Origin of the sequence: Vibrio sp. J2-3(2022) (genome assembly GCF_021725735.1) — a bacterium.
GTDB classification, from domain to species: domain Bacteria; phylum Pseudomonadota; class Gammaproteobacteria; order Enterobacterales; family Vibrionaceae; genus Vibrio; species Vibrio diabolicus.
Map to the genome: position 1 here is coordinate 29,942 of NZ_JAKKCK010000008.1, position 18,034 is coordinate 47,975.

Below are 18,034 nucleotides of genomic sequence, written 5' to 3' on the forward strand. Positions count from 1 at the left end.
AAACCTTAAAGCGACATCAGTTTCTTATCACGAGCCCACTCTTCTGGTGTGAACGCTTTAATTGATAATGCGTGAATGTCGTTACGCTGGATGTATTCCATCAGAGGACCATAAATTAACTGCTGCTTCTTAACGCGGCTCATTCCATCGAAACAAGCATCAACAGCAACCACCTCATAGTGGCTACCTTCACCTTTTACATGCACTTCTTGAAGGTTTAGTGCTTCTTCTAATAACTGTTGTACTTTTGCGCTATCCACAATTTACCCCTGATAATTCTGTATGTGTTTGGCCACTAAAGATTCAACATTGCTCAGTTGAAACAAAGTGCGCAGTTGCGCCGGCACGAAACTGAGCATTATATGACAGTTTTGCTTTTTTGCATGCTCTAATAAGTGGATTAACATCACCATTCCTGCAGAGTCGACGCGCTCTATCTCTTTTAACGAGCATTCCAGCTCAGCTTGAGCTGGTTGCCATTGCTGAGCATACGCCCACAATGAGGGCACCGTATCTCTATCAAGTGCCCCTGTTAGCTTAAGAATGTTTTGATCTAATTGCCACTGAGCGGGAGTCTGGGCCATTATTTCTTCGCCTCAAAGCGAACCGGTTCCGCAGCTAATTTTTCTAGATCTTTCGCGACAGATAGAATGCCTTCTTGACGAATTTTGCTATTCCATTCTGACTGTTTGCTAGAGAGTAAACTAATGCCTTCCGCAATCATATCGAACGCTTCCCACTCACCAGATTTGTTGTCTTTACGCAATTTGAACTCTAGCTTGATGTTTGGACGCGGCGTATCGATGATATCAACTTTAATACTGGTGATACGCTTAGAGTCGTCAATGCTAGGCTCAGGACCAAATTCAATTTGTTGGTCACTGTATTGCGTTAGCACTTGGGCATAAGAAGCAATTAAGTACGCGCGAAATGCATCGATAAACTCAAGTACGTCTTCACGTTTCGCTCCTTTTAGGTTTGGACCTAGGAGCTTTAACCCAGCATAGCGGTAGTTGACGTAAGGCATTAGCTCTTCTTCAACAATCACCTTAAGTAAATCTGGGTCTTGTTTGATTTTCGGCTGCTCAGCTTTTAATCTTTCGAACGTGACTTCAGCCACTTGCTTCATCATCTTATAAGGTTCAGTTTTATCCACTTCTGCTGCACTTGTACCAAACGCGCTAAACACAGCACAAACTGAAAGTAATAATCTCGCTAACATAGTTATTCCTTACTTGAATCGTCTGAACCACCTACGCTGTAAAGCACTTGACCAATTAAGTCTTCAAGCACGAGCGCTGATTTGGTGTCTTCGATGGTATCGCCATCGACCAGCATGACTTCATCGTCAAAAACAAAGCCTGGCACTAAACCAATGTATTGCTCACCAATCAAGCCAGACGTCAAAATTTGTACGCTCGACGTTTCTGGGAATTGATTGTATTTGCTATTGATCGATAGAGTTACAACAGGTAATAAGTTATCTGGGTTAAGTGAAATGTTGCTTACCCGACCAATCACAACCCCACCCACTTTTACTGGCGAGCGAACTTTTAAACTACCAATATTATCGAACTCAGCTTTGAGGGTATAAGTATCACCAGAGCCAATGCTTTTTACGTCAGCAACTTGAAAAATCATCACAAGAATCGCGCAAATTCCCGCTAATACAAAGCTGCCAACCCATAATTCAGTTTTACGTGTTTGTTGCATGATTAATTCCCAAACATCAATGCGGTCAGTACAAAGTCTAGTCCTAGTACTGCTAAAGAAGAATGCACAACAGTGCGCGTAGTTGCTCGGCTGATCCCTTCCGAAGTTGGAATAGCATCATAACCATTAAATAGAGCGACCCAAGTAACCGTAATTGCAAACGCAAAGCATTTGATCATACTGTTACCAATATCCTGTCCTAGTTCAACTGAGGACTGCATCGCTGACCAAAAACTGCCATGGTCAACACCTTTCCAGTCAACACCAACAAGCTGAGCGCCCCAAATACCCACTGCCATGAAAATCATAGCCAGTAATGGCATTGAAATAGCACCAGCCCAAAAACGTGGCGCGATCACTCTTTTCAAAGGATCTACCGCCATCATTTCAAGGCTAGAGAGTTGCTCCGTCGCTTTCATCAAACCTATCTCTGCAGTTAACGCAGAGCCTGCACGACCAGCAAACAGAAGTGCAGTGACAACGGGCCCTAATTCACGTAGCAATGAGAGCGCCACCATTTGCCCCAAACTGCCCTCTGCGCCGTAATCCACCAGAACAACATAGCCTTGTAGGCTCAAGACCATACCAATGAACAACCCAGATACGACGATAATCGCCAGAGACTGGACGCCTACGGAATAAAGTTGTTTAACGAGCAAAGGAAAGCTTTTAAGCGGTTGTGGCTTAGTAAACAGTGCCCCAATCAGCATGAAAGTCGCACGACCAAATGCTCCGCAGATGGAGAGCGTTCGTCTACCTAGTGAGGCGACAAAATGCATAAAGTTATCGACCATCAAATAAGTCCTTTTCGATACTTTGAGAAGGGAAGCGAAACGGTACAGGACCATCTGCATCACCTTGTAAGAACTGCTGAACGCGAGGGTCAGGATTCTGATTAAGCTCTTCTGGTGTGCCAAAAGCGATAATTTTGCCATCGGCCATCAGATAAACCCAATCAGCAATACTCATCACTTCAGGCACGTCGTGAGAAACAACTATAGAAGTTAAACCTAACGCTTGATTTAGATTACTAATGAGCTCAACCAAGACACCCATGGTGATTGGGTCTTGTCCGACAAATGGTTCATCATACATGATTAAATCAGGATCCAGGGCGATCGCACGCGCCAACGCAGCGCGTCTAGCCATGCCACCCGATAGCTCGCTCGGCATCAATTGTGCCGCGCCGCGTAGACCGACGGCTTCAAGCTTAAGCAACACCATGGTACGAATCAGCTCTTCAGATAAATTCGTATGCTCTCGCAATGGGAAGGCGACGTTATCAAAGACATTCAAATCAGTGAATAAAGCTCCTGATTGAAACAACATGCTCATTTTCTTTCGAGCATGGTAGAGCTTTTTACGCGAGAGAGAGGGAATATTGTCGCCATCAAACCAGATCTCTCCTTGCTCGGGATACAACTGACCACCAATTAAACGCAGCAGTGTAGTTTTACCTATTCCCGATGGTCCCATAATGGCCGTCACTTTGCCCTCAGGAACATGCAGATCAATACCATCAAAGATCTTGCGCTCTCCCCGTGAAAAAGTGAGGTTGTTCACGGTGACTAAATCGTTGTTCGACATATCATCTCTTCTACTGTCGGAGCGTTGCAACTCACGGCATCATCAACCAGACACACAACGGAGTTGAATTTCACGTTTAATAAAGTAACGTCGGTACATTTATTAGGCTGCAATCATAAGCACATTGGCTTTGAATTTAAAGCACTGTTCAATTAAATAAAGTCGAGTATATACCTGCAATTTTTTGTGGATTACGATCAAATCAGCGCAAAGTGTTTAAATCCTAGACAAGAATTGCTGATTTAAATGAACGACATTTGCATACATTTTCGTTACTAACCTTTAATTTATTCGTCGTTTATCTTCCATTTTAGGCCGCAAAAGGTCAAAATTAGCGGTTATTCATTTTACTTATTTAATACTTAGGAATTCTCATGCTCGAAGCCGTAGCGTTGCTTATAGTCGGTCTTGTTTTGCTCGTATGGAGTGCAGATAAACTTGTTTTTGGTTCTGCAGCGATAGCCCGCAACGTCGGTATTTCACCTCTTGTCATCGGCATGACAATCCTTGCGATGGGCTCTTCTGCGCCAGAGATGATGGTTTCTGCAACCGCAGCCTGGGACGGAAAAACCGATACTGCAGTGGGTAACGTTTTAGGCTCAAACATCGCGAACATCGCGTTAATCCTAGGTATTACAGCACTCATCAAGCCTCTGTCGATTAGCTCCGCGGTCATCCGCCGGGAACTGCCATTAATGATTGCTGTAACAGTACTCGCCGGTATTCTGCTTTGGAATAGCCATCTCGGTTTTTATGAAGGTGTCTTATTGTTTGTACTCTTTGGGGCATTTTTATTTGCTATGTTGCAGATCAGCCGCAAAGAACAAAAATCAGGTGATGTTTTTCTTGATGACCAAGAGTCAGAGATCCCAGAAGGCGTCAGCAACCCTAAAGCGATCATGTGGGTGGTTATTGGCCTGATACTGCTTCCTTTGGCAGCAAGCATGCTAGTGGATAACGCGGTGATTATTGCAAAGTATTTTGGCATGAGCGATCTTGTCATCGGGCTGACTATCATTGCCATCGGTACTAGTCTACCTGAGCTCGCAGCATCGCTTGCTGGTGTTTTAAAAGGTGAAGACGACATGGCCGTCGGTAACATTATTGGCTCGAATGTGTTTAATATTCTGGCCGTAATGGGCATTCCTGGCATCATTAATCCATCGGTACTGAGTGAGTACGCGATGGGACGTGACTTCTGGGTCATGTTAGGCGTTTCACTGTTACTTGTCGCGATGTGTTTGGGTAAATCACGCAGTATTAACCGTATTGAAGGTGCAATCTTGTTTGCATGCTTCCTAGGTTATCAAGTGTACTTATTCGCAAACATGGCCGCTTAATTACCACGATAAATAAGTAGAGAACTGATATGTCCAATCAATTTGATTTTCGCGCTGCTGCTAAACAAGTTCTTGATATCGAAGTTGCTGCTCTGCAAGAGCTGGATACCTACTTTGATGATCAATTTGAGAAAGCGTGCGAACTGATCCTTTCCAACAGCGGCAAAGTAGCCGTTATGGGTATTGGCAAGTCAGGCCACATTGGTAATAAGATTGCTGCGACTCTGGCAAGCACGGGGACTTCTGCGTTTTTCGTTCACCCTGGCGAAGCTGCACATGGCGACTTGGGCATGATCAGCCCTGGAGATATTGTGCTCGCAATTTCTAACTCTGGTGAGTCAAACGAAATTCTGTCTCTATTTCCGGTATTAAAACGCCTGAACATCAAGATAATTAGCATGACAGGCAAGCCAGAATCCAATATGGCAAAACTGTCTGACTTGCACCTACAAATTACGGTACCTCAAGAAGCTTGCCCACTAGGGTTGGCACCGACCAGCAGTACCACGGCCACATTAGTAATGGGAGACGCATTAGCCGTAGCCCTACTTCAAGCGCGTGGTTTTTCTGCCGAAGATTTTGCCCTATCTCATCCAGGTGGCGCGTTAGGGAGAAAACTGCTGCTTAAGTTGTCTGATATTATGCACTTTGGAGAAGCGTTACCTAAAGTTTCTCCAAACGCATTGATTCGCGATGCCCTGCTTGAAATTTCAGAAAAAGGGCTAGGCATGACCGCTATCGTCGATGAACACGATGCTATGCTTGGTATATTCACCGATGGTGATTTACGTCGCACCTTAGACAAACGCATTGATATTCATACGACCGCGATTGGCGAAGTCATGACGACAAATCCAACCACAGCGCACCCTGATATGCTAGCGGTTGAAGGTTTGAACTTGATGCAGAATAAAAATATTAACGCTCTGATTTTATGTAAAGACGAAAAAATTGTGGGTGCACTGAACATGCACGATTTACTAAAAGCTGGCGTGATGTAATATCAGCACAAACATTTAAATCATTTATTACACAAATAAAGGCAATGGTCAGGGAAGTACTGAGCTAAACGATAGGCCTTCATTATATGAGTTTTACTCGCCTTATTTATTTGCTCTTGATCTTCGTTGTCGCATGGTGCGGTTATTACCTACTGACCCCAAAAGGCAACGACGCAATTCAAGTAGCACCAGATTCTGAACTGCCCATGTTCAGTGGTACTGGACTGGAAAACATCACCTATGGTGAAGATGGTGTCCGCAGTTACATCATCCGCTCCACGAACTTAGACCATTATGCTAAGAGTGGAGATACCATTTTTAATAACCCGACTTTGATGGTTTACCGTGAAGGTAGCGTCATTGAATGGAAGGTGACGGCCACAAGAGCCGTGTTAGATGAAGACCAAGTCTTAACGTTATATGACAAAGTCTTAATGCAAAATCTTCTGCCGGGTGCGAGTTTTGATACCATGGCAACAGACAAGTTAGTCATTAATCTAACCAATCGTGATTTTAAAGCTGATCAACAGGTCATGTTGGTTGGGCCACAATTTGAAACTACTGGAGGCGCAATGCAAGGCAACTTAAAGCAGCATACCGCAACTCTGACAGACGAAGTTCAAGGTCGATATGAAACCGTTACACCTTAGCCTACTGGCACTGGTATTGGCGGCGCCTCAAGCGCTGGCACTTAAGTCGGATACTCAACAACCGGTTTACATTAACTCTGACACCCAACAGGTGGATATGAAGAGTAACCAGGTTATCTTTAAAGGCGATGTATCTCTTAAGCAAGGTAGCATCAATATCGATGCTGATAGAATCGTGGTAACGCGCGATCCTAAAACCGAAGCCATCAAACAGATTCAAGCATTTGGTAAACCTGCCAAGTTTTCTCAGCTGATGGACGATGGTAAGACACTGAGTGGTCAAGCTGTGGAGCTGGATTACCGTATTTCTACAGACGAACTGACCATGAAAGGTCAAGCGCAACTGGCACAAGACAACAACACCATCAAAGGTTCTTCGATTCGTTACCAAATTGGTAAACAAAAGCTAGTCGCTGATAGCTCTAAGGAAGAGCGCGTTACGACCATTTTGCAACCCAATCAGATAGAGAACTAATATGGCAGTACTGAGTGCGAAAAACTTGGCGAAAAGCTACAAAAAGCGCAAAGTCGTAACCGATGTTAGCTTGGAAGTTGAATCTGGTCAGATTGTTGGGCTGCTAGGCCCAAACGGCGCAGGTAAAACCACCTCGTTTTATATGATTGTCGGCTTGGTGCCACGAGATGAAGGCACCATCACCATTGATGATAAAGATATCAGTATTCTGCCGATGCACAGTCGTTCGCGTCTCGGGATTGGCTACCTTCCGCAAGAAGCGTCGATTTTCCGTAAGCTGTCGGTAGAAGATAACATCATGGCTGTACTCGAAACTCGTCAAGAAATGACACGTGAAGAGCGCCAAGATAAGCTGGAAGATTTGTTGGAAGAATTCCACATTCAGCACATCAGAACCAGTGCGGGTATGGCACTATCGGGGGGGGAGCGACGCAGAGTGGAAATCGCTCGCGCTTTAGCAGCCAACCCTCAATTCATTTTGTTGGATGAACCTTTCGCTGGTGTTGACCCAATCTCGGTTAATGACATCAAGAAAATCATCGAGCATCTACGCGATCGCGGCCTCGGAGTGTTAATCACTGACCATAACGTGCGTGAAACACTGGACGTATGCGAAAAAGCCTATATCGTAAGCCAAGGGCACCTAATTGCATCGGGAACTCCGGCAGAAGTTCTCAATAATGAACAGGTGAAACAAGTTTATCTCGGCGAACAATTCCGTCTATGATTATATTAGGAACGGTAAGATTCTGAGCATTACAAGGTAAGTAACACTGAATGAAACCTTCATTACAACTCAAGCTAGGTCAACAGTTAGCCATGACGCCACAGTTGCAACAAGCGATTCGCTTACTGCAACTGTCGACACTCGATCTTCAACAGGAAATCCAAGAAGCCTTGGATTCAAACCCATTATTGGAAGTTGAAGAAGGCCAAGATGAGCCTCTAGCAAACGGTGAAGATAAATCAGCGGTCGAGGCTGCTGATAGCAACAGTGCTAACGAACCAGCAGACATTGACGTTCCAGACAGTTCAGACGTAATTGAGAAGTCAGAGATCAGCTCTGAACTTGAAATCGATACCACTTGGGATGACGTCTACAGCGCGAATACCGGTAGCACTGGCTTAGCTCTTGATGATGATATGCCCGTCTACCAAGGCGAAACCACTGAATCATTGCATGACTACCTAATGTGGCAGCTTGACCTGACACCATTCAGTGAAACCGATCGTACGATTGCATTAGCGATTATTGACGCTGTTGACGACTACGGTTACCTAACCCTATCGCCTGAAGAAATTCATGAGAGCTTCGATAACGAAGAGATTGAGTTAGACGAAGTAGAAGCCGTTCGTAAACGTATTCAGCAGTTCGATCCGCTCGGTGTGGCATCACGCAACTTACAAGAGTGCCTACTGCTACAGCTAGCGACTTTCCCAGAAGACACACCGTGGCTTGCTGAAGCCAAAATGATTCTTGCGGATCATATTGATCACCTGGGGAACCGTGATTACAAGCTAGTCATCAAAGAGACTAAGCTGAAAGAAGCCGATCTCCGTGAAGTCCTCAAACTTATCCAGCAGTTAGATCCTCGTCCCGGTAGCCGTATCACACCGGATGATACCGAGTACGTAATTCCAGATGTGTCCGTTTTTAAAGACAACGGCAAATGGACCGTTTCTATCAACCCAGATAGCGTTCCAAAATTAAAAGTAAATCAACAATATGCTCAATTAGGCAAAGGCAATAGCGCGGATAGCCAGTACATCCGCAGCAATTTGCAAGAGGCAAAATGGTTAATTAAGAGCTTAGAGAGTAGAAACGAGACGCTACTCAAAGTTGCAAGATGTATTGTTGAACATCAACAAGATTTCTTCGAGTATGGTGAGGAAGCCATGAAGCCAATGGTACTAAATGATGTAGCCTTGGCAGTGGACATGCATGAATCCACGATTTCTCGTGTAACAACACAAAAATTTATGCATACACCACGTGGCATTTTTGAATTGAAGTACTTCTTCTCTAGCCATGTTAGTACTGACAACGGCGGAGAATGTTCGTCAACAGCAATTCGCGCACTCATTAAAAAACTGGTCGCAGCAGAGAATACTGCTAAACCACTGAGTGATAGCAAGATTGCTGCTCTTCTGGCTGACCAAGGGATTCAGGTCGCGAGACGTACGATAGCCAAATATCGAGAATCCTTGGGAATTGCCCCTTCAAGTCAGCGTAAACGCCTATTATAAGGCACTAACTGAAAAGGAAAGTCTATGCAAATCAATATTCAAGGCCATCACGTTGATCTTACCGATTCAATGCAAGACTATGTAAATTCTAAGTTTCAGAAGCTCGAAAGGTTCTTCGACCATATCAATCAAGTACATGTTGTACTAAAAGTTGAAAAAATCACTCAAATCGCGGAAGCTACGCTTCATATAAATCAAGGCGAAATCCACGCATCAGCTGATGACGAAAATATGTATGCCGCGATCGATTCGCTGGTAGATAAATTGGTTCGCCAACTCAATAAGCACAAAGAAAAACTAAACAGTCATTAATCATGCAACTGAGCGAAATACTGTCATTGGACTGCACCAAGAGTGCGGTCCACTGCACGAGTAAAAAACGCGCCCTTGAAATGATCAGCCGCATCGTGGCTGATCACACGGGCCAAGATTCTACCGAACTGTTCGAGTGCATGCTCAACAGAGAGAAAATGGGCAGTACTGGTATCGGAAACGGTATTGCGATCCCACACGCTAGAATGCAATCGAGCGACAAGGCTATTGCTGTCTTGCTGCAATGTGATGAAGCCATTGAATTCGATGCGATTGATAATCGACCTGTCGACCTTCTTTTTGCGCTCCTTGTACCAGAAGAACAGTGCAAAGAGCACCTCAAGACTCTATCCTCTATGGCAGAACGTCTGAGCGATAAGCAAGTATTGAAACTACTGCGCAATGCTCAGAGTGATGAAGAACTTTACGACATCATGATTCACCAATAAGCAGGACGGACATCATGCGACTAATCGTGGTTAGCGGGCACTCAGGTGCCGGTAAGAGTATTGCGCTGCGCGTACTGGAAGACTTAGGTTATTACTGTGTTGATAACCTCCCAGTGAATTTGCTGGACGCATTTGTTCACTCTGTTGCTGACAGCAAGCAGAATGTTGCGGTAAGCATTGATATTCGCAATATCCCTAAAAAGCTAAAAGAACTGACTGGTACACTGGAGCAGTTGAAAACAGAGCTTGATGTGACCGTGCTTTTCTTGGACGCCAATAAGGAAACGCTACTCAAACGCTACAGCGAAACACGCCGAATCCACCCTTTATCTTTAGGTGGCACCTCTCTCTCCCTTGACCAAGCCATCGAGCGTGAGAAAGAAATTTTAACGCCACTTAAAGCGCATGCCGATCTTGTACTGAACAGCAGTGGACAATCTTTGCATGAGTTGAGTGAAACCGTGCGTATGCGTGTTGAAGGCAGAGATCGCAAAGGGCTTGTTATGGTATTTGAGTCTTTTGGCTTCAAATATGGCCTGCCTTCCGATGCCGATTACGTATTCGACGTTCGCTTCTTGCCCAACCCACATTGGGAACCAGCGTTGCGCCCACTTACGGGTTTGGATGCTCCTATCGCCGCATTTTTGGAGCAGCACCAATCGGTGTTAAGTTTGAAATACCAAATTGAAAACTTTATAGAGAATTGGTTACCTCTGCTCGAGAAGAACAACCGCAGCTATTTGACCGTTGCAATAGGTTGTACCGGAGGTAAACATCGTTCGGTGTACTTAACTCAGCAAATCGGTGAGTACTTCGCCAATAAAGGACACCAAGTGCAAATTCGCCATACCTCACTAGAGAAAAACACTAAGGAGTAGCTGTGGAGTTAAGTCGTAAAGTATTGATTCAAAATCGCCTTGGCTTACATGCTCGCGCAGCCGTCAAACTGGTCGAACTGGCCCAGAGCTTTGAAGCGGTCATCACTATCGACAATGAAGAAGACAAAACCGCCACAGCAGACAGCGTAATGGGTTTATTAATGCTTGAGTCTGCTCAAGGACAGTACGTCACAATCCACGCTGCGGGTGAGCAAGCAGAAGAAGCACTGGATGCCGTTTGCCACTTAATCGAAGATAAATTTGATGAAGGCGAGTAATTTACTCGCTTTTTTATTACCTCTCACTCCCCTTCCCCTGACTGCGCCAATAAATAAATTTGCTTAGTATCATAAGTTGTTATTAAAAGGCGCCTAGAATTAAGTTATTATTCAACGCATTGTAAATATCAGGAATTGGGAGGAATGAATGGCAGAGCAAATTGAATTCGACCAAGCTCACCAAGCCCTCCAAGAAGTCACAGAAGCGCTAGAAAATGGCCGCTTCGTCCATGTTCGTCGTCAGTTACAGGACATGGAACCTGAGGATATCGCTCACCTTTTAGAAGCCTCTCCACGCAAAAGCCGTGAAGTTCTCTGGCAACTCACCGACCCTGAAGACTACGGTGAAATCCTCGACGAACTGAACGAAGACGTCAAAGATAGTCTCGTATCCAAAATGGCACCAGAAGCGCTTGCAGAAGCGACAGAAGGCATGGATACCGATGACGTGGCTTATGTACTGCGTAGCTTGCCAGACAACCTGTCACGCGAAGTCCTGTCGCAAATGGACTCCTCTGACCGTCTGCGTGTCGAAACCGCCCTGTCCTACCCAGAAGACACTGCAGGTGGGCTGATGAACACCGACGTTATCACGATTCGTGGTGACGTAGATGTGGACGTGGTTTTACGTTATCTGCGTATGAAAGGTGAACTACCAGAAGCAACGGATGCACTTTATGTCATTGATGAAGAAAGCAAACTGATTGGTGAACTACCCATTACTCTGCTGATCACGACCCAGCCTGATGTCAAAATTGTCGACATCATGGAAGATGCTGACGAAGCGATCACTGTCGATACCAGTGATTCAGATGTTGCTAGTCTGTTCGAACGTCGTAACTGGGTCTCTGCTCCTGTCGTAGACGAGAATCAGCATCTCGTTGGCCGTATCACTATCGATGACGTAGTTGACGTTATCCGTGAAGATGCCGAGCACTCGATGATGAGTATGGCAGGTATGGACGATGACGAAGATACCTTCGCACCCGTTGTAAAATCAGCTCGCAAACGCAGTATCTGGCTTGGGGCCAACGTGTTGGCCGCACTAGCTGCCGCTTCTGTTTCTAACATGTTTGAAGCCACGCTAGACCAGATGGCTGCCATTGCCGTATTGATGACGATTGTTCCTTCCATGGGTGGTGTCGCTGGTAACCAAACCGTCGCACTAGTGATTCGTGGTCTTGCTCTTGGTCATATCGGTGACTCGAACAAACGAGAACTGTTGATGAAGGAAGCCTCGATCGGTTTACTCAACGGCATCATGTGGGCGCTGATTATTGGCGGCATTGTTGTCGCTTGGAAAGGTAACTGGATGCTAGGGGGAATCATTTCCGCCGCGATGCTGACCAACTTATTGGTCGCTGGGGTTGCCGGAGTAACGATTCCAATCCTCTTAAAGAAAATGAACATCGACCCAGCTTTAGCTGGTGGTATGGCGTTAACGACCGTAACGGATGTAATTGGTTTATCAGTATTCTTAGGGCTTGCCACAATACTGATTACCTAGCTGCAAAAACTAAAAAGCCTGATGAACACATCAGGCTTTTTTAATTCTGAATTAGGAAAGCTTACTCACCCGCAACTTTCATCGCATCCAGTAAGATTGAACCCGTTTGAATTTGCGAGCGCGTTTCAACGTCGCTACCTACGGCAACAATCTTATTGAACATGTCTTTTAGATTACCAGCGATGGTAATCTCCGATACTGGGTATTGGATTTCACCGTTCTCAACCCAGAAGCCTGCAGCACCGCGAGAGTAATCCCCTGTTACCACGTTCACGCCTTGCCCCATCACTTCTGTCACTAACAAACCAGTGCCGAGCTCTTTGAGCATTTGTTCGAAGTTTTGACCAGTCGATTTCACGTACCAGTTATGGATGCCACCAGCGTGACCTGTCGGCGCCATCTTCATTTTACGTGCGGCATAACTGGTTAACAGATAAGTTGCTAGCACACCGTCGGTAATGATCTCACGGTCTTGAGTGTACACACCTTCACTATCGAATGGACTTGATGCCAAACCACGCAATACATGCGGACGTTCTGAGATATTGAACCATTCAGGAAGCACTTGTTTGCCTAGATGGTCAAGTAAGAAAGAAGATTTTCGGTACAGGTTACCACCGCTGATCGCCATAACGAGATGGCCAATCAAGCCTGTCGCAACATCAGCCGCAAACATGATTGGGTATTTACCTGTCTTTAGGCGCTGCGCATCTAAGCGGTTAATCGTATTCTCTGCCGCCTTACGACCCACTGTTTCTGGTGTCCATAAGTCATCGCGATGACGTGCCACTGTGTAGCTGTAATCACGCTCCATTTCGCCATTTTGACCAACGCCAATCACACAACAGCTGGTACTGTGGCGGCTAGACGCATAGCTTGCTAATAAGCCATGGCTGTTACCATACACTTTCACCCCGTAGTGGCTATCATAACTCGCGCCATCACTTTGCTTGATTGCACTGTTATAACTTAACGCTTCTTTCTCAGCGGCGATCGCCACATCGGCAGCATAATCGGGATCAGGGGCGTCTGGGTGGAAAAGATCAAGCTCAGGGATCTCTTGCACCATGTATTCTTTGGCTGCGGGCCCTGCAAATGGATCTTCAGATGTGTAATGCGCAATATCCAGCGCCGCAATAACGGTTTGCTCGATAGCAGCTTCACTTAAATCAGACGTGGAAGCACTGCCTTTGCGTTGACCTCGGTAAACGGTAATGCCCAGCGCACCATCGCTGTTGAACTCGACATTCTCTACCTCGCCCATGCGAGTAGATACACTTAAACCAGTGCTTTTGGTAATTGCGACTTCGGCGGCGTCAGATTTTGCCGATGCAAGCTTTAAGGCTCTTGCGACGGCTTGCTCTAGCTCGGTACGTTGCTCAGCAACCTGCTGTTTAATATCCATTGTCTTTCACATCTTGTCTTTGATGAACAATAGGATAACAAGAATTTCGCTTTCTCCCCACGATTCTTGTTAAAATAGTCATAATATTAATCAAAACACAGGCAACTGAAATGGCACGTAAGAATCAAAAAGCGCCATGGGAACCAGAAGAAGAGATCATCTGGGTAAGCAAATCCGAGATGAAGCGAGACATGGAAGAACTGCAAAAGCTAGGTGAGGAGCTTGTCGGCCTCAAACCTGCAGTTCTCGAAAAGTTTCCATTGAGCGAAGACCTGCGAGAAGCAATTGCAGACGCACAACGCTTTAAAAACGAAGCACGTCGTCGCCAATTACAACGTATTGGTAAGTTGATGCGTTATGAAGATCCAGAGCCAATCCAAGCGGCGTTGGATAAGATTCGTAACAAGCACTCTCAATTAACGGCGGTATTCCACAAGCTTGAAGCTCTGCGTGATCGCGTGGTGGAAGAAGGTGACAAAGCCATTGATGACGTAATGGAAATGTACCCAGAGGCGGATCGTCAGCGTCTACGCCAACTGGCTCGCCAAGCAGCCAAAGAGAAAAAAGCAGGGAAACCAGCAAAAGCGTACCGCGAAATCTTCCAGCTCCTAAAAGGTCTGAACGAAGAAGAGTTTTAATTCGACGGTTCGATTCCAACGAGCATTCAATTAACGAAAAAAAGCAGACATGATGTCTGCTTTTTTATCTTTTACTTAAATGTCAGCGTTACACCAAGCGATTAATACGCTCTCCGCGCTCGAAAGCGTTAATGTTCTCAATCAAGATTTCCACTAAACGTTGAATCGATGAGTCGCTGCCCCATGCAACATGCGGTGTAAGTAACAAATTAGGTAAACCCATATTGGCAATCAGCGGATTGCTTTCATCAGCTGGTTCTTGTGTAAAAACATCAAAACCAGCCGCAGCGATTTCTCCCTGTTTTAGGGCATCCACCAACGCTTCCTCATCCACCAAGCCTCCACGCCCCGTATTAATTAGAATGGCGTTGGGCTTCATTTGCTGCAATTCTGCTTTGCCAATCAAATTCTGAGTATGCTTGTTGAGCGGACAATGCAAAGTCAACGCATCAGAGCGTTTCAATACTTCCTCAAACGGCACATAACCAGGTCGGCATTCTGATGCACCTTTACGCTCAGAAAACAACACGGTCATTCCTAACGCTTGAGCTAGATTCGCCGTCGCTTGCCCCAGCGCCCCACTACCAACAACACCTAACGTGCTACCACCTATATCCCCGATTGGGTGCGTAAAAAAGCAGAACTGCTTATTACGCTGCCATTCGCCAGCGGCAATATCTTGATGGTAACCAAATAAATTTCGGCGTAAAGCAAACAGCATCGCAATCACGTGCTCAGGCACCGAACGCGTCGCGTAACCGCGTACATTGGCAACCGCAATATCATGCTTAGCACAGTAGTCCACATCGACGTTGTTAAAACCAGTCGCGGCAACCGCGATCATCCGCAATTGTGGTAGTTGCTCTAATACATTTTGGTCAAGCAGGACTTTATTGCTAATCACGATATCTGCATCTGCTAACCTTTCTATTACCTGCTCTGGCGCGGTTAAGTCATACTCACGCCAGTGATGCTGAAAGCTAGGTCGTGGGATCTCAATATGTTCTGGGATGGTCGCTCGGTCCAAAAATACGATGGTCGGCAAAGACATAACAACTCCTTGTTCACGGCTGAAAGACAGGATACATCAACCACAGTAACGAAATAGCGAACTAGAAAGAACCGTTGTTGACTGCGGTTGGCATTAAGGGTGTGGCAATGTTTTATAATCAGGCAATGTACGTTCTGGCGAAAAATAGTTAAAGATCGCCGCCTCGGCTTCAGGATAAAAGTCACAAGGTACAAAAATACTGCTCAGCTGATCCGTAGCTGGATGATAAAAACTTAGCTCCGCAGCGTGCAACTCTAAACGTTCTGAAAACTGATACGCCTCTTCGCTTGCATAAAACTCATCACCCACAATCGCATGACCAATCGCCATCAAATGCACGCGTAACTGATGCGATCGACCAGTAATGGGCAGTAGTCGCACAACGGTCGTATGGGTGCCATCAGGGTGCACTTCACGCTTCACCACTTGGAATAAAGTTTGAGATTGTTTACCGTCGTCGAAACATACTTTTTGTCGCGGACGATTTGGCCAATCACAAATTAATGGAAGATCAATATTCCCTTCTTTCGGCTCAACATGCCCCCAAACACGTGCGTAATACACCTTGTGAGTGAGACGATATTGGAACTGCTTTTTTAATGCTCGCTCCGAAGGTTTGTTTTTCGCCAGCAGCATCAACCCTGATGTCGACATATCCAAGCGATGCACTACTTGGATTTCTGGATGCACTTCCTTGAGGCGGCTCCACATGCTGTCGTAATGCTCTGCAAGGCGACCAGGAACAGACAGCAATCCTGATGGCTTATTCACTGCCAGAATGTCGTCATCCTCAAAAACGATATCGACCCAAGGGTCGGTGGGAGGGGTATATTCAAGCATTGCCATGGGAGATCTCTACAAAATAAAAACGCCGCGATTATATACCCAAATAGCCCCCAGATGCAGGGTTCTGAAGAAAAGTTCAAACCAATAAAACAAAGTCAATCCTTTAGCATAAAAACTAAAACTAGCACGTTGTAAATTTAGTTTGACAACAAGACGCATAACTGAATAGAGTGCTAGATGCACACAGCATGATATTCGCAAAGAATACTTAAAATAAATACATCAAAACACAGCATTTAAAAGACATTACCGTTGCGCAGTATAGGGCGAGCGCTCAGCTTGTCATGTACTGCGGTATGTATCTCTTTAGAAAGATACATAAGATAAAAAGGACAATAAGCAATGGACTCCGCCGTTATAGATAAACCCCAATCCAAACTTTCCTTATTTTTTCGTTCGCTAGGCCCCGGCATATTAATGGCATCTGCTGCAGTCGGTGGCTCTCACCTCGTCGCATCAACCAAAGCTGGTGCGATTTATGGTTGGCAATTGGCTGCACTGATTCTGCTCGTAAACCTGTTTAAATACCCTTTTTTCCGAGCGGGCGTACAGTACACCATGGGGACAGGGCTCACCTTGGTTGAGGGCTACGCGAAATTAGGTCGGCCTTATCTATGGCTATTTCTATTTCTGAGCGTGGTCTCAGCCGTAATCAATACCGCCGCTTTGTTGATGTTTAGTGCTAGCTTGCTGGGCTACTTCATTCCGTTTTCACTATCAATGGCATCACTCAGTATCATTGTGATTGTCACCTGCCTGATCATATTATTTGCTGGCCATTACAAAGCGCTCGATACGCTATCTAAGGTGATCATGTCGGTGTTAACCATCGCGACTTTACTTGCCGTTTCTATCGCCTTTGGTAACCCTGTTGAGCAAGTGGCCAACTTCGAGCCACCGTCACCTTGGTCGATTGCGGCAATTGGCTTTATCGTCGTAACAATGGGCTGGATGCCAGCACCGATAGAGATCTCCTGTTTAACCTCTGCATGGCTAAAACGCCAATCAAGCCAGCAAGAAGTAACGTATCGCTCTGCTCTATTTGACTTTAATGTCGGTTATATTGGCACGGCTTTTCTTGCCATTATCTTTGTATCATTAGGTTCTTTGATGCTTTATGGCTCTGGCGTTGCGCTTGAAAGCTCTGGCGTTGGCTTCTCCCACCAATTGGTTGGCTTATATGCGGCAACAATTGGCGAATGGTCTCGTTACTTAATCGCGGTAATTGCGTTTTTCTGTATCTTTGGCAGCACGATTACCGTTATTGATGGCTACTCACGCGTTATTTCTGACTCTCAACGTCTACTGCGCTCACAACCAGACACTAACCCTAAAGCCACGTCAGCGATCATGCTGGTGGTCGCCTTACTTGCATTAGGTATTGTGGTTTTCTGGGCTTCTGCGTTATTGCCTATGCTGAACTTTGCGATGATCCTCGCCTTTATGACCACGCCATTCTTTGCTCTGCTGAATTACACATTAGTGAGCAAAACCGAGTTACCTGAACCTTTGGCTGTTGGACCTAAATTGAAGTGGTTGTCGATTGCCGGTTTGATTTACTTGTTTGGCTTCTTGGCTGTATTTATCTGGTGGAAGTGGTTGATATAAATTACTTAGCTATGAGTGAGTAATGCATGCTGCATAAAGAAACTAAACC

At 45.5% G+C, this 18,034-nt stretch carries 22 protein-coding genes; 13 read left to right on the top strand and 9 right to left on the bottom strand.

The window, feature by feature from the left end:
- Positions 1-5: 5 nt before the first annotated feature.
- From ibaG to mlaF, 6 genes are read right to left on the bottom strand one after another with little or no spacing between them, the layout of a single operon-like run.
- Positions 6-260, bottom strand: coding sequence for a BolA family iron metabolism protein IbaG (gene ibaG / locus L3V27_RS20970; protein WP_005396230.1), 255 nt, complete (start codon positions 258-260; stop codon positions 6-8).
- Positions 261-263: 3 nt separating this feature from the next.
- Entirely contained in the window at positions 264-584 is a 321-nt protein-coding gene (locus L3V27_RS20975; RefSeq protein ID WP_005396231.1) for a lipid asymmetry maintenance protein MlaB, read from the bottom strand.
- Positions 584-1,222 carry a phospholipid-binding protein MlaC gene (mlaC, locus tag L3V27_RS20980; protein ID WP_005396232.1) on the bottom strand — a complete coding sequence of 213 codons (639 nt, stop codon included), beginning with the start codon at positions 1,220-1,222 and terminating at the stop codon, positions 584-586. The genes L3V27_RS20975 and mlaC overlap by 1 nt, the downstream gene beginning before the upstream one ends.
- Positions 1,223-1,224: 2 nt before the next feature.
- Entirely contained in the window at positions 1,225-1,713 is a 489-nt protein-coding gene (gene mlaD / locus L3V27_RS20985) for an outer membrane lipid asymmetry maintenance protein MlaD (protein WP_012841383.1), read from the bottom strand.
- A gap of 2 nt (positions 1,714-1,715) precedes the next feature.
- Positions 1,716-2,507: a lipid asymmetry maintenance ABC transporter permease subunit MlaE gene (gene mlaE / locus L3V27_RS20990; RefSeq protein WP_005396234.1), complete on the bottom strand. Its 792-nt coding sequence runs from the start codon at positions 2,505-2,507 to the stop codon at positions 1,716-1,718.
- A complete protein-coding gene (gene mlaF, locus L3V27_RS20995; protein WP_005396235.1) occupies positions 2,497-3,300 on the bottom strand; it encodes a phospholipid ABC transporter ATP-binding protein MlaF in 804 nt (267 codons plus the stop codon). The genes mlaE and mlaF overlap by 11 nt, the downstream gene beginning before the upstream one ends.
- Before the next feature lie 374 nt (positions 3,301-3,674).
- Between mlaF and L3V27_RS21000 the strand changes: the two genes are divergently transcribed.
- From L3V27_RS21000 to mgtE, 11 genes are all read left to right on the top strand, one after another.
- On the top strand, positions 3,675-4,640 hold the full coding sequence (locus L3V27_RS21000; protein ID WP_005396236.1) for a calcium/sodium antiporter: 966 nt from the start codon (positions 3,675-3,677) through the stop codon (positions 4,638-4,640).
- Between the two features lie 29 nt (positions 4,641-4,669).
- Positions 4,670-5,641 carry an arabinose-5-phosphate isomerase KdsD gene (gene kdsD, locus L3V27_RS21005; protein WP_047009142.1) on the top strand — a complete coding sequence of 324 codons (972 nt, stop codon included), beginning with the start codon at positions 4,670-4,672 and terminating at the stop codon, positions 5,639-5,641.
- 86 nt (positions 5,642-5,727) lie between these two features.
- Positions 5,728-6,291: an LPS export ABC transporter periplasmic protein LptC gene (lptC, locus tag L3V27_RS21010; protein ID WP_005396238.1), complete on the top strand. Its 564-nt coding sequence runs from the start codon at positions 5,728-5,730 to the stop codon at positions 6,289-6,291.
- Positions 6,272-6,766 carry a lipopolysaccharide transport periplasmic protein LptA gene (gene lptA / locus L3V27_RS21015; protein WP_005396239.1) on the top strand — a complete coding sequence of 165 codons (495 nt, stop codon included), beginning with the start codon at positions 6,272-6,274 and terminating at the stop codon, positions 6,764-6,766. The genes lptC and lptA overlap by 20 nt, the downstream gene beginning before the upstream one ends.
- Position 6,767: 1 nt before the next feature.
- Complete coding sequence (gene lptB, locus L3V27_RS21020; protein WP_005396240.1) at positions 6,768-7,493, top strand: LPS export ABC transporter ATP-binding protein; 726 nt, start codon at positions 6,768-6,770, stop codon at positions 7,491-7,493.
- 50 nt (positions 7,494-7,543) lie between these two features.
- Positions 7,544-9,013 carry an RNA polymerase factor sigma-54 gene (locus L3V27_RS21025; protein ID WP_005396241.1) on the top strand — a complete coding sequence of 490 codons (1,470 nt, stop codon included), beginning with the start codon at positions 7,544-7,546 and terminating at the stop codon, positions 9,011-9,013.
- Between the two features lie 24 nt (positions 9,014-9,037).
- Positions 9,038-9,325: a ribosome hibernation promoting factor gene (gene hpf, locus L3V27_RS21030; RefSeq protein WP_005381114.1), complete on the top strand. Its 288-nt coding sequence runs from the start codon at positions 9,038-9,040 to the stop codon at positions 9,323-9,325.
- Positions 9,326-9,327: 2 nt separating this feature from the next.
- Entirely contained in the window at positions 9,328-9,774 is a 447-nt protein-coding gene (gene ptsN / locus L3V27_RS21035) for a PTS IIA-like nitrogen regulatory protein PtsN (protein WP_237312666.1), read from the top strand.
- Between the two features lie 14 nt (positions 9,775-9,788).
- Positions 9,789-10,652, top strand: a complete 864-nt coding sequence (rapZ, locus tag L3V27_RS21040; protein WP_006742353.1) for an RNase adapter RapZ — start codon at positions 9,789-9,791, stop codon at positions 10,650-10,652.
- Positions 10,653-10,654: 2 nt separating this feature from the next.
- A complete protein-coding gene (locus L3V27_RS21045) occupies positions 10,655-10,930 on the top strand; it encodes an HPr family phosphocarrier protein (protein WP_005396244.1) in 276 nt (91 codons plus the stop codon).
- Between the two features lie 148 nt (positions 10,931-11,078).
- Positions 11,079-12,437: a magnesium transporter gene (gene mgtE / locus L3V27_RS21050; RefSeq protein WP_006742352.1), complete on the top strand. Its 1,359-nt coding sequence runs from the start codon at positions 11,079-11,081 to the stop codon at positions 12,435-12,437.
- A 61-nt stretch (positions 12,438-12,498) separates the two neighbouring features.
- Here mgtE and pmbA read toward each other — a convergent pair whose 3' ends face one another.
- Positions 12,499-13,842: a metalloprotease PmbA gene (gene pmbA, locus L3V27_RS21055; RefSeq protein WP_006742351.1), complete on the bottom strand. Its 1,344-nt coding sequence runs from the start codon at positions 13,840-13,842 to the stop codon at positions 12,499-12,501.
- Positions 13,843-13,952: 110 nt separating this feature from the next.
- Between pmbA and yjgA the strand changes: the two genes are divergently transcribed.
- A complete protein-coding gene (gene yjgA / locus L3V27_RS21060) occupies positions 13,953-14,480 on the top strand; it encodes a ribosome biogenesis factor YjgA (protein ID WP_237312667.1) in 528 nt (175 codons plus the stop codon).
- Between the two features lie 88 nt (positions 14,481-14,568).
- Here yjgA and L3V27_RS21065 read toward each other — a convergent pair whose 3' ends face one another.
- Positions 14,569-15,531, bottom strand: a complete 963-nt coding sequence (locus L3V27_RS21065; protein WP_237312669.1) for a D-2-hydroxyacid dehydrogenase — start codon at positions 15,529-15,531, stop codon at positions 14,569-14,571.
- 93 nt (positions 15,532-15,624) lie between these two features.
- The gene (locus tag L3V27_RS21070; RefSeq protein ID WP_237312671.1) at positions 15,625-16,377 is read right to left on the bottom strand and encodes a pseudouridine synthase; all 753 of its coding nucleotides are present in this window, start codon (positions 16,375-16,377) and stop codon (positions 15,625-15,627) included.
- Between the two features lie 342 nt (positions 16,378-16,719).
- Here L3V27_RS21070 and L3V27_RS21075 point away from each other — a divergent pair, with 342 nt between their 5' ends.
- Positions 16,720-17,985: a divalent metal cation transporter gene (locus tag L3V27_RS21075; protein WP_225462001.1), complete on the top strand. Its 1,266-nt coding sequence runs from the start codon at positions 16,720-16,722 to the stop codon at positions 17,983-17,985.
- The last annotated feature ends 49 nt before the right edge of the window (positions 17,986-18,034 follow it).

Excerpts from the sequence above, each read along its gene's own strand:
- L3V27_RS20975 (WP_005396231.1), bottom strand. The coding sequence starts at position 584 with ATGGCCCAGACTCCCGCTCAGTGGCAATTAGATCAAAACATTCTTAAG.
- mlaC (WP_005396232.1), bottom strand. The coding sequence starts at position 1,222 with ATGTTAGCGAGATTATTACTTTCAGTTTGTGCTGTGTTTAGCGCGTTT.
- mlaD (WP_012841383.1), bottom strand. The coding sequence starts at position 1,713 with ATGCAACAAACACGTAAAACTGAATTATGGGTTGGCAGCTTTGTATTA.
- mlaE (WP_005396234.1), bottom strand. The coding sequence starts at position 2,507 with ATGGTCGATAACTTTATGCATTTTGTCGCCTCACTAGGTAGACGAACG.
- mlaF (WP_005396235.1), bottom strand. The coding sequence starts at position 3,300 with ATGTCGAACAACGATTTAGTCACCGTGAACAACCTCACTTTTTCACGG.
- L3V27_RS21000 (WP_005396236.1), top strand. The coding sequence starts at position 3,675 with ATGCTCGAAGCCGTAGCGTTGCTTATAGTCGGTCTTGTTTTGCTCGTA.
- kdsD (WP_047009142.1), top strand. The coding sequence starts at position 4,670 with ATGTCCAATCAATTTGATTTTCGCGCTGCTGCTAAACAAGTTCTTGAT.
- lptC (WP_005396238.1), top strand. The coding sequence starts at position 5,728 with ATGAGTTTTACTCGCCTTATTTATTTGCTCTTGATCTTCGTTGTCGCA.
- lptA (WP_005396239.1), top strand. The coding sequence starts at position 6,272 with ATGAAACCGTTACACCTTAGCCTACTGGCACTGGTATTGGCGGCGCCT.
- lptB (WP_005396240.1), top strand. The coding sequence starts at position 6,768 with ATGGCAGTACTGAGTGCGAAAAACTTGGCGAAAAGCTACAAAAAGCGC.
- L3V27_RS21025 (WP_005396241.1), top strand. The coding sequence starts at position 7,544 with ATGAAACCTTCATTACAACTCAAGCTAGGTCAACAGTTAGCCATGACG.
- hpf (WP_005381114.1), top strand. The coding sequence starts at position 9,038 with ATGCAAATCAATATTCAAGGCCATCACGTTGATCTTACCGATTCAATG.
- ptsN (WP_237312666.1), top strand. The coding sequence starts at position 9,328 with ATGCAACTGAGCGAAATACTGTCATTGGACTGCACCAAGAGTGCGGTC.
- rapZ (WP_006742353.1), top strand. The coding sequence starts at position 9,789 with ATGCGACTAATCGTGGTTAGCGGGCACTCAGGTGCCGGTAAGAGTATT.
- mgtE (WP_006742352.1), top strand. The coding sequence starts at position 11,079 with ATGGCAGAGCAAATTGAATTCGACCAAGCTCACCAAGCCCTCCAAGAA.
- pmbA (WP_006742351.1), bottom strand. The coding sequence starts at position 13,842 with ATGGATATTAAACAGCAGGTTGCTGAGCAACGTACCGAGCTAGAGCAA.
- yjgA (WP_237312667.1), top strand. The coding sequence starts at position 13,953 with ATGGCACGTAAGAATCAAAAAGCGCCATGGGAACCAGAAGAAGAGATC.
- L3V27_RS21065 (WP_237312669.1), bottom strand. The coding sequence starts at position 15,531 with ATGTCTTTGCCGACCATCGTATTTTTGGACCGAGCGACCATCCCAGAA.
- L3V27_RS21070 (WP_237312671.1), bottom strand. The coding sequence starts at position 16,377 with ATGGCAATGCTTGAATATACCCCTCCCACCGACCCTTGGGTCGATATC.
- L3V27_RS21075 (WP_225462001.1), top strand. The coding sequence starts at position 16,720 with ATGGACTCCGCCGTTATAGATAAACCCCAATCCAAACTTTCCTTATTT.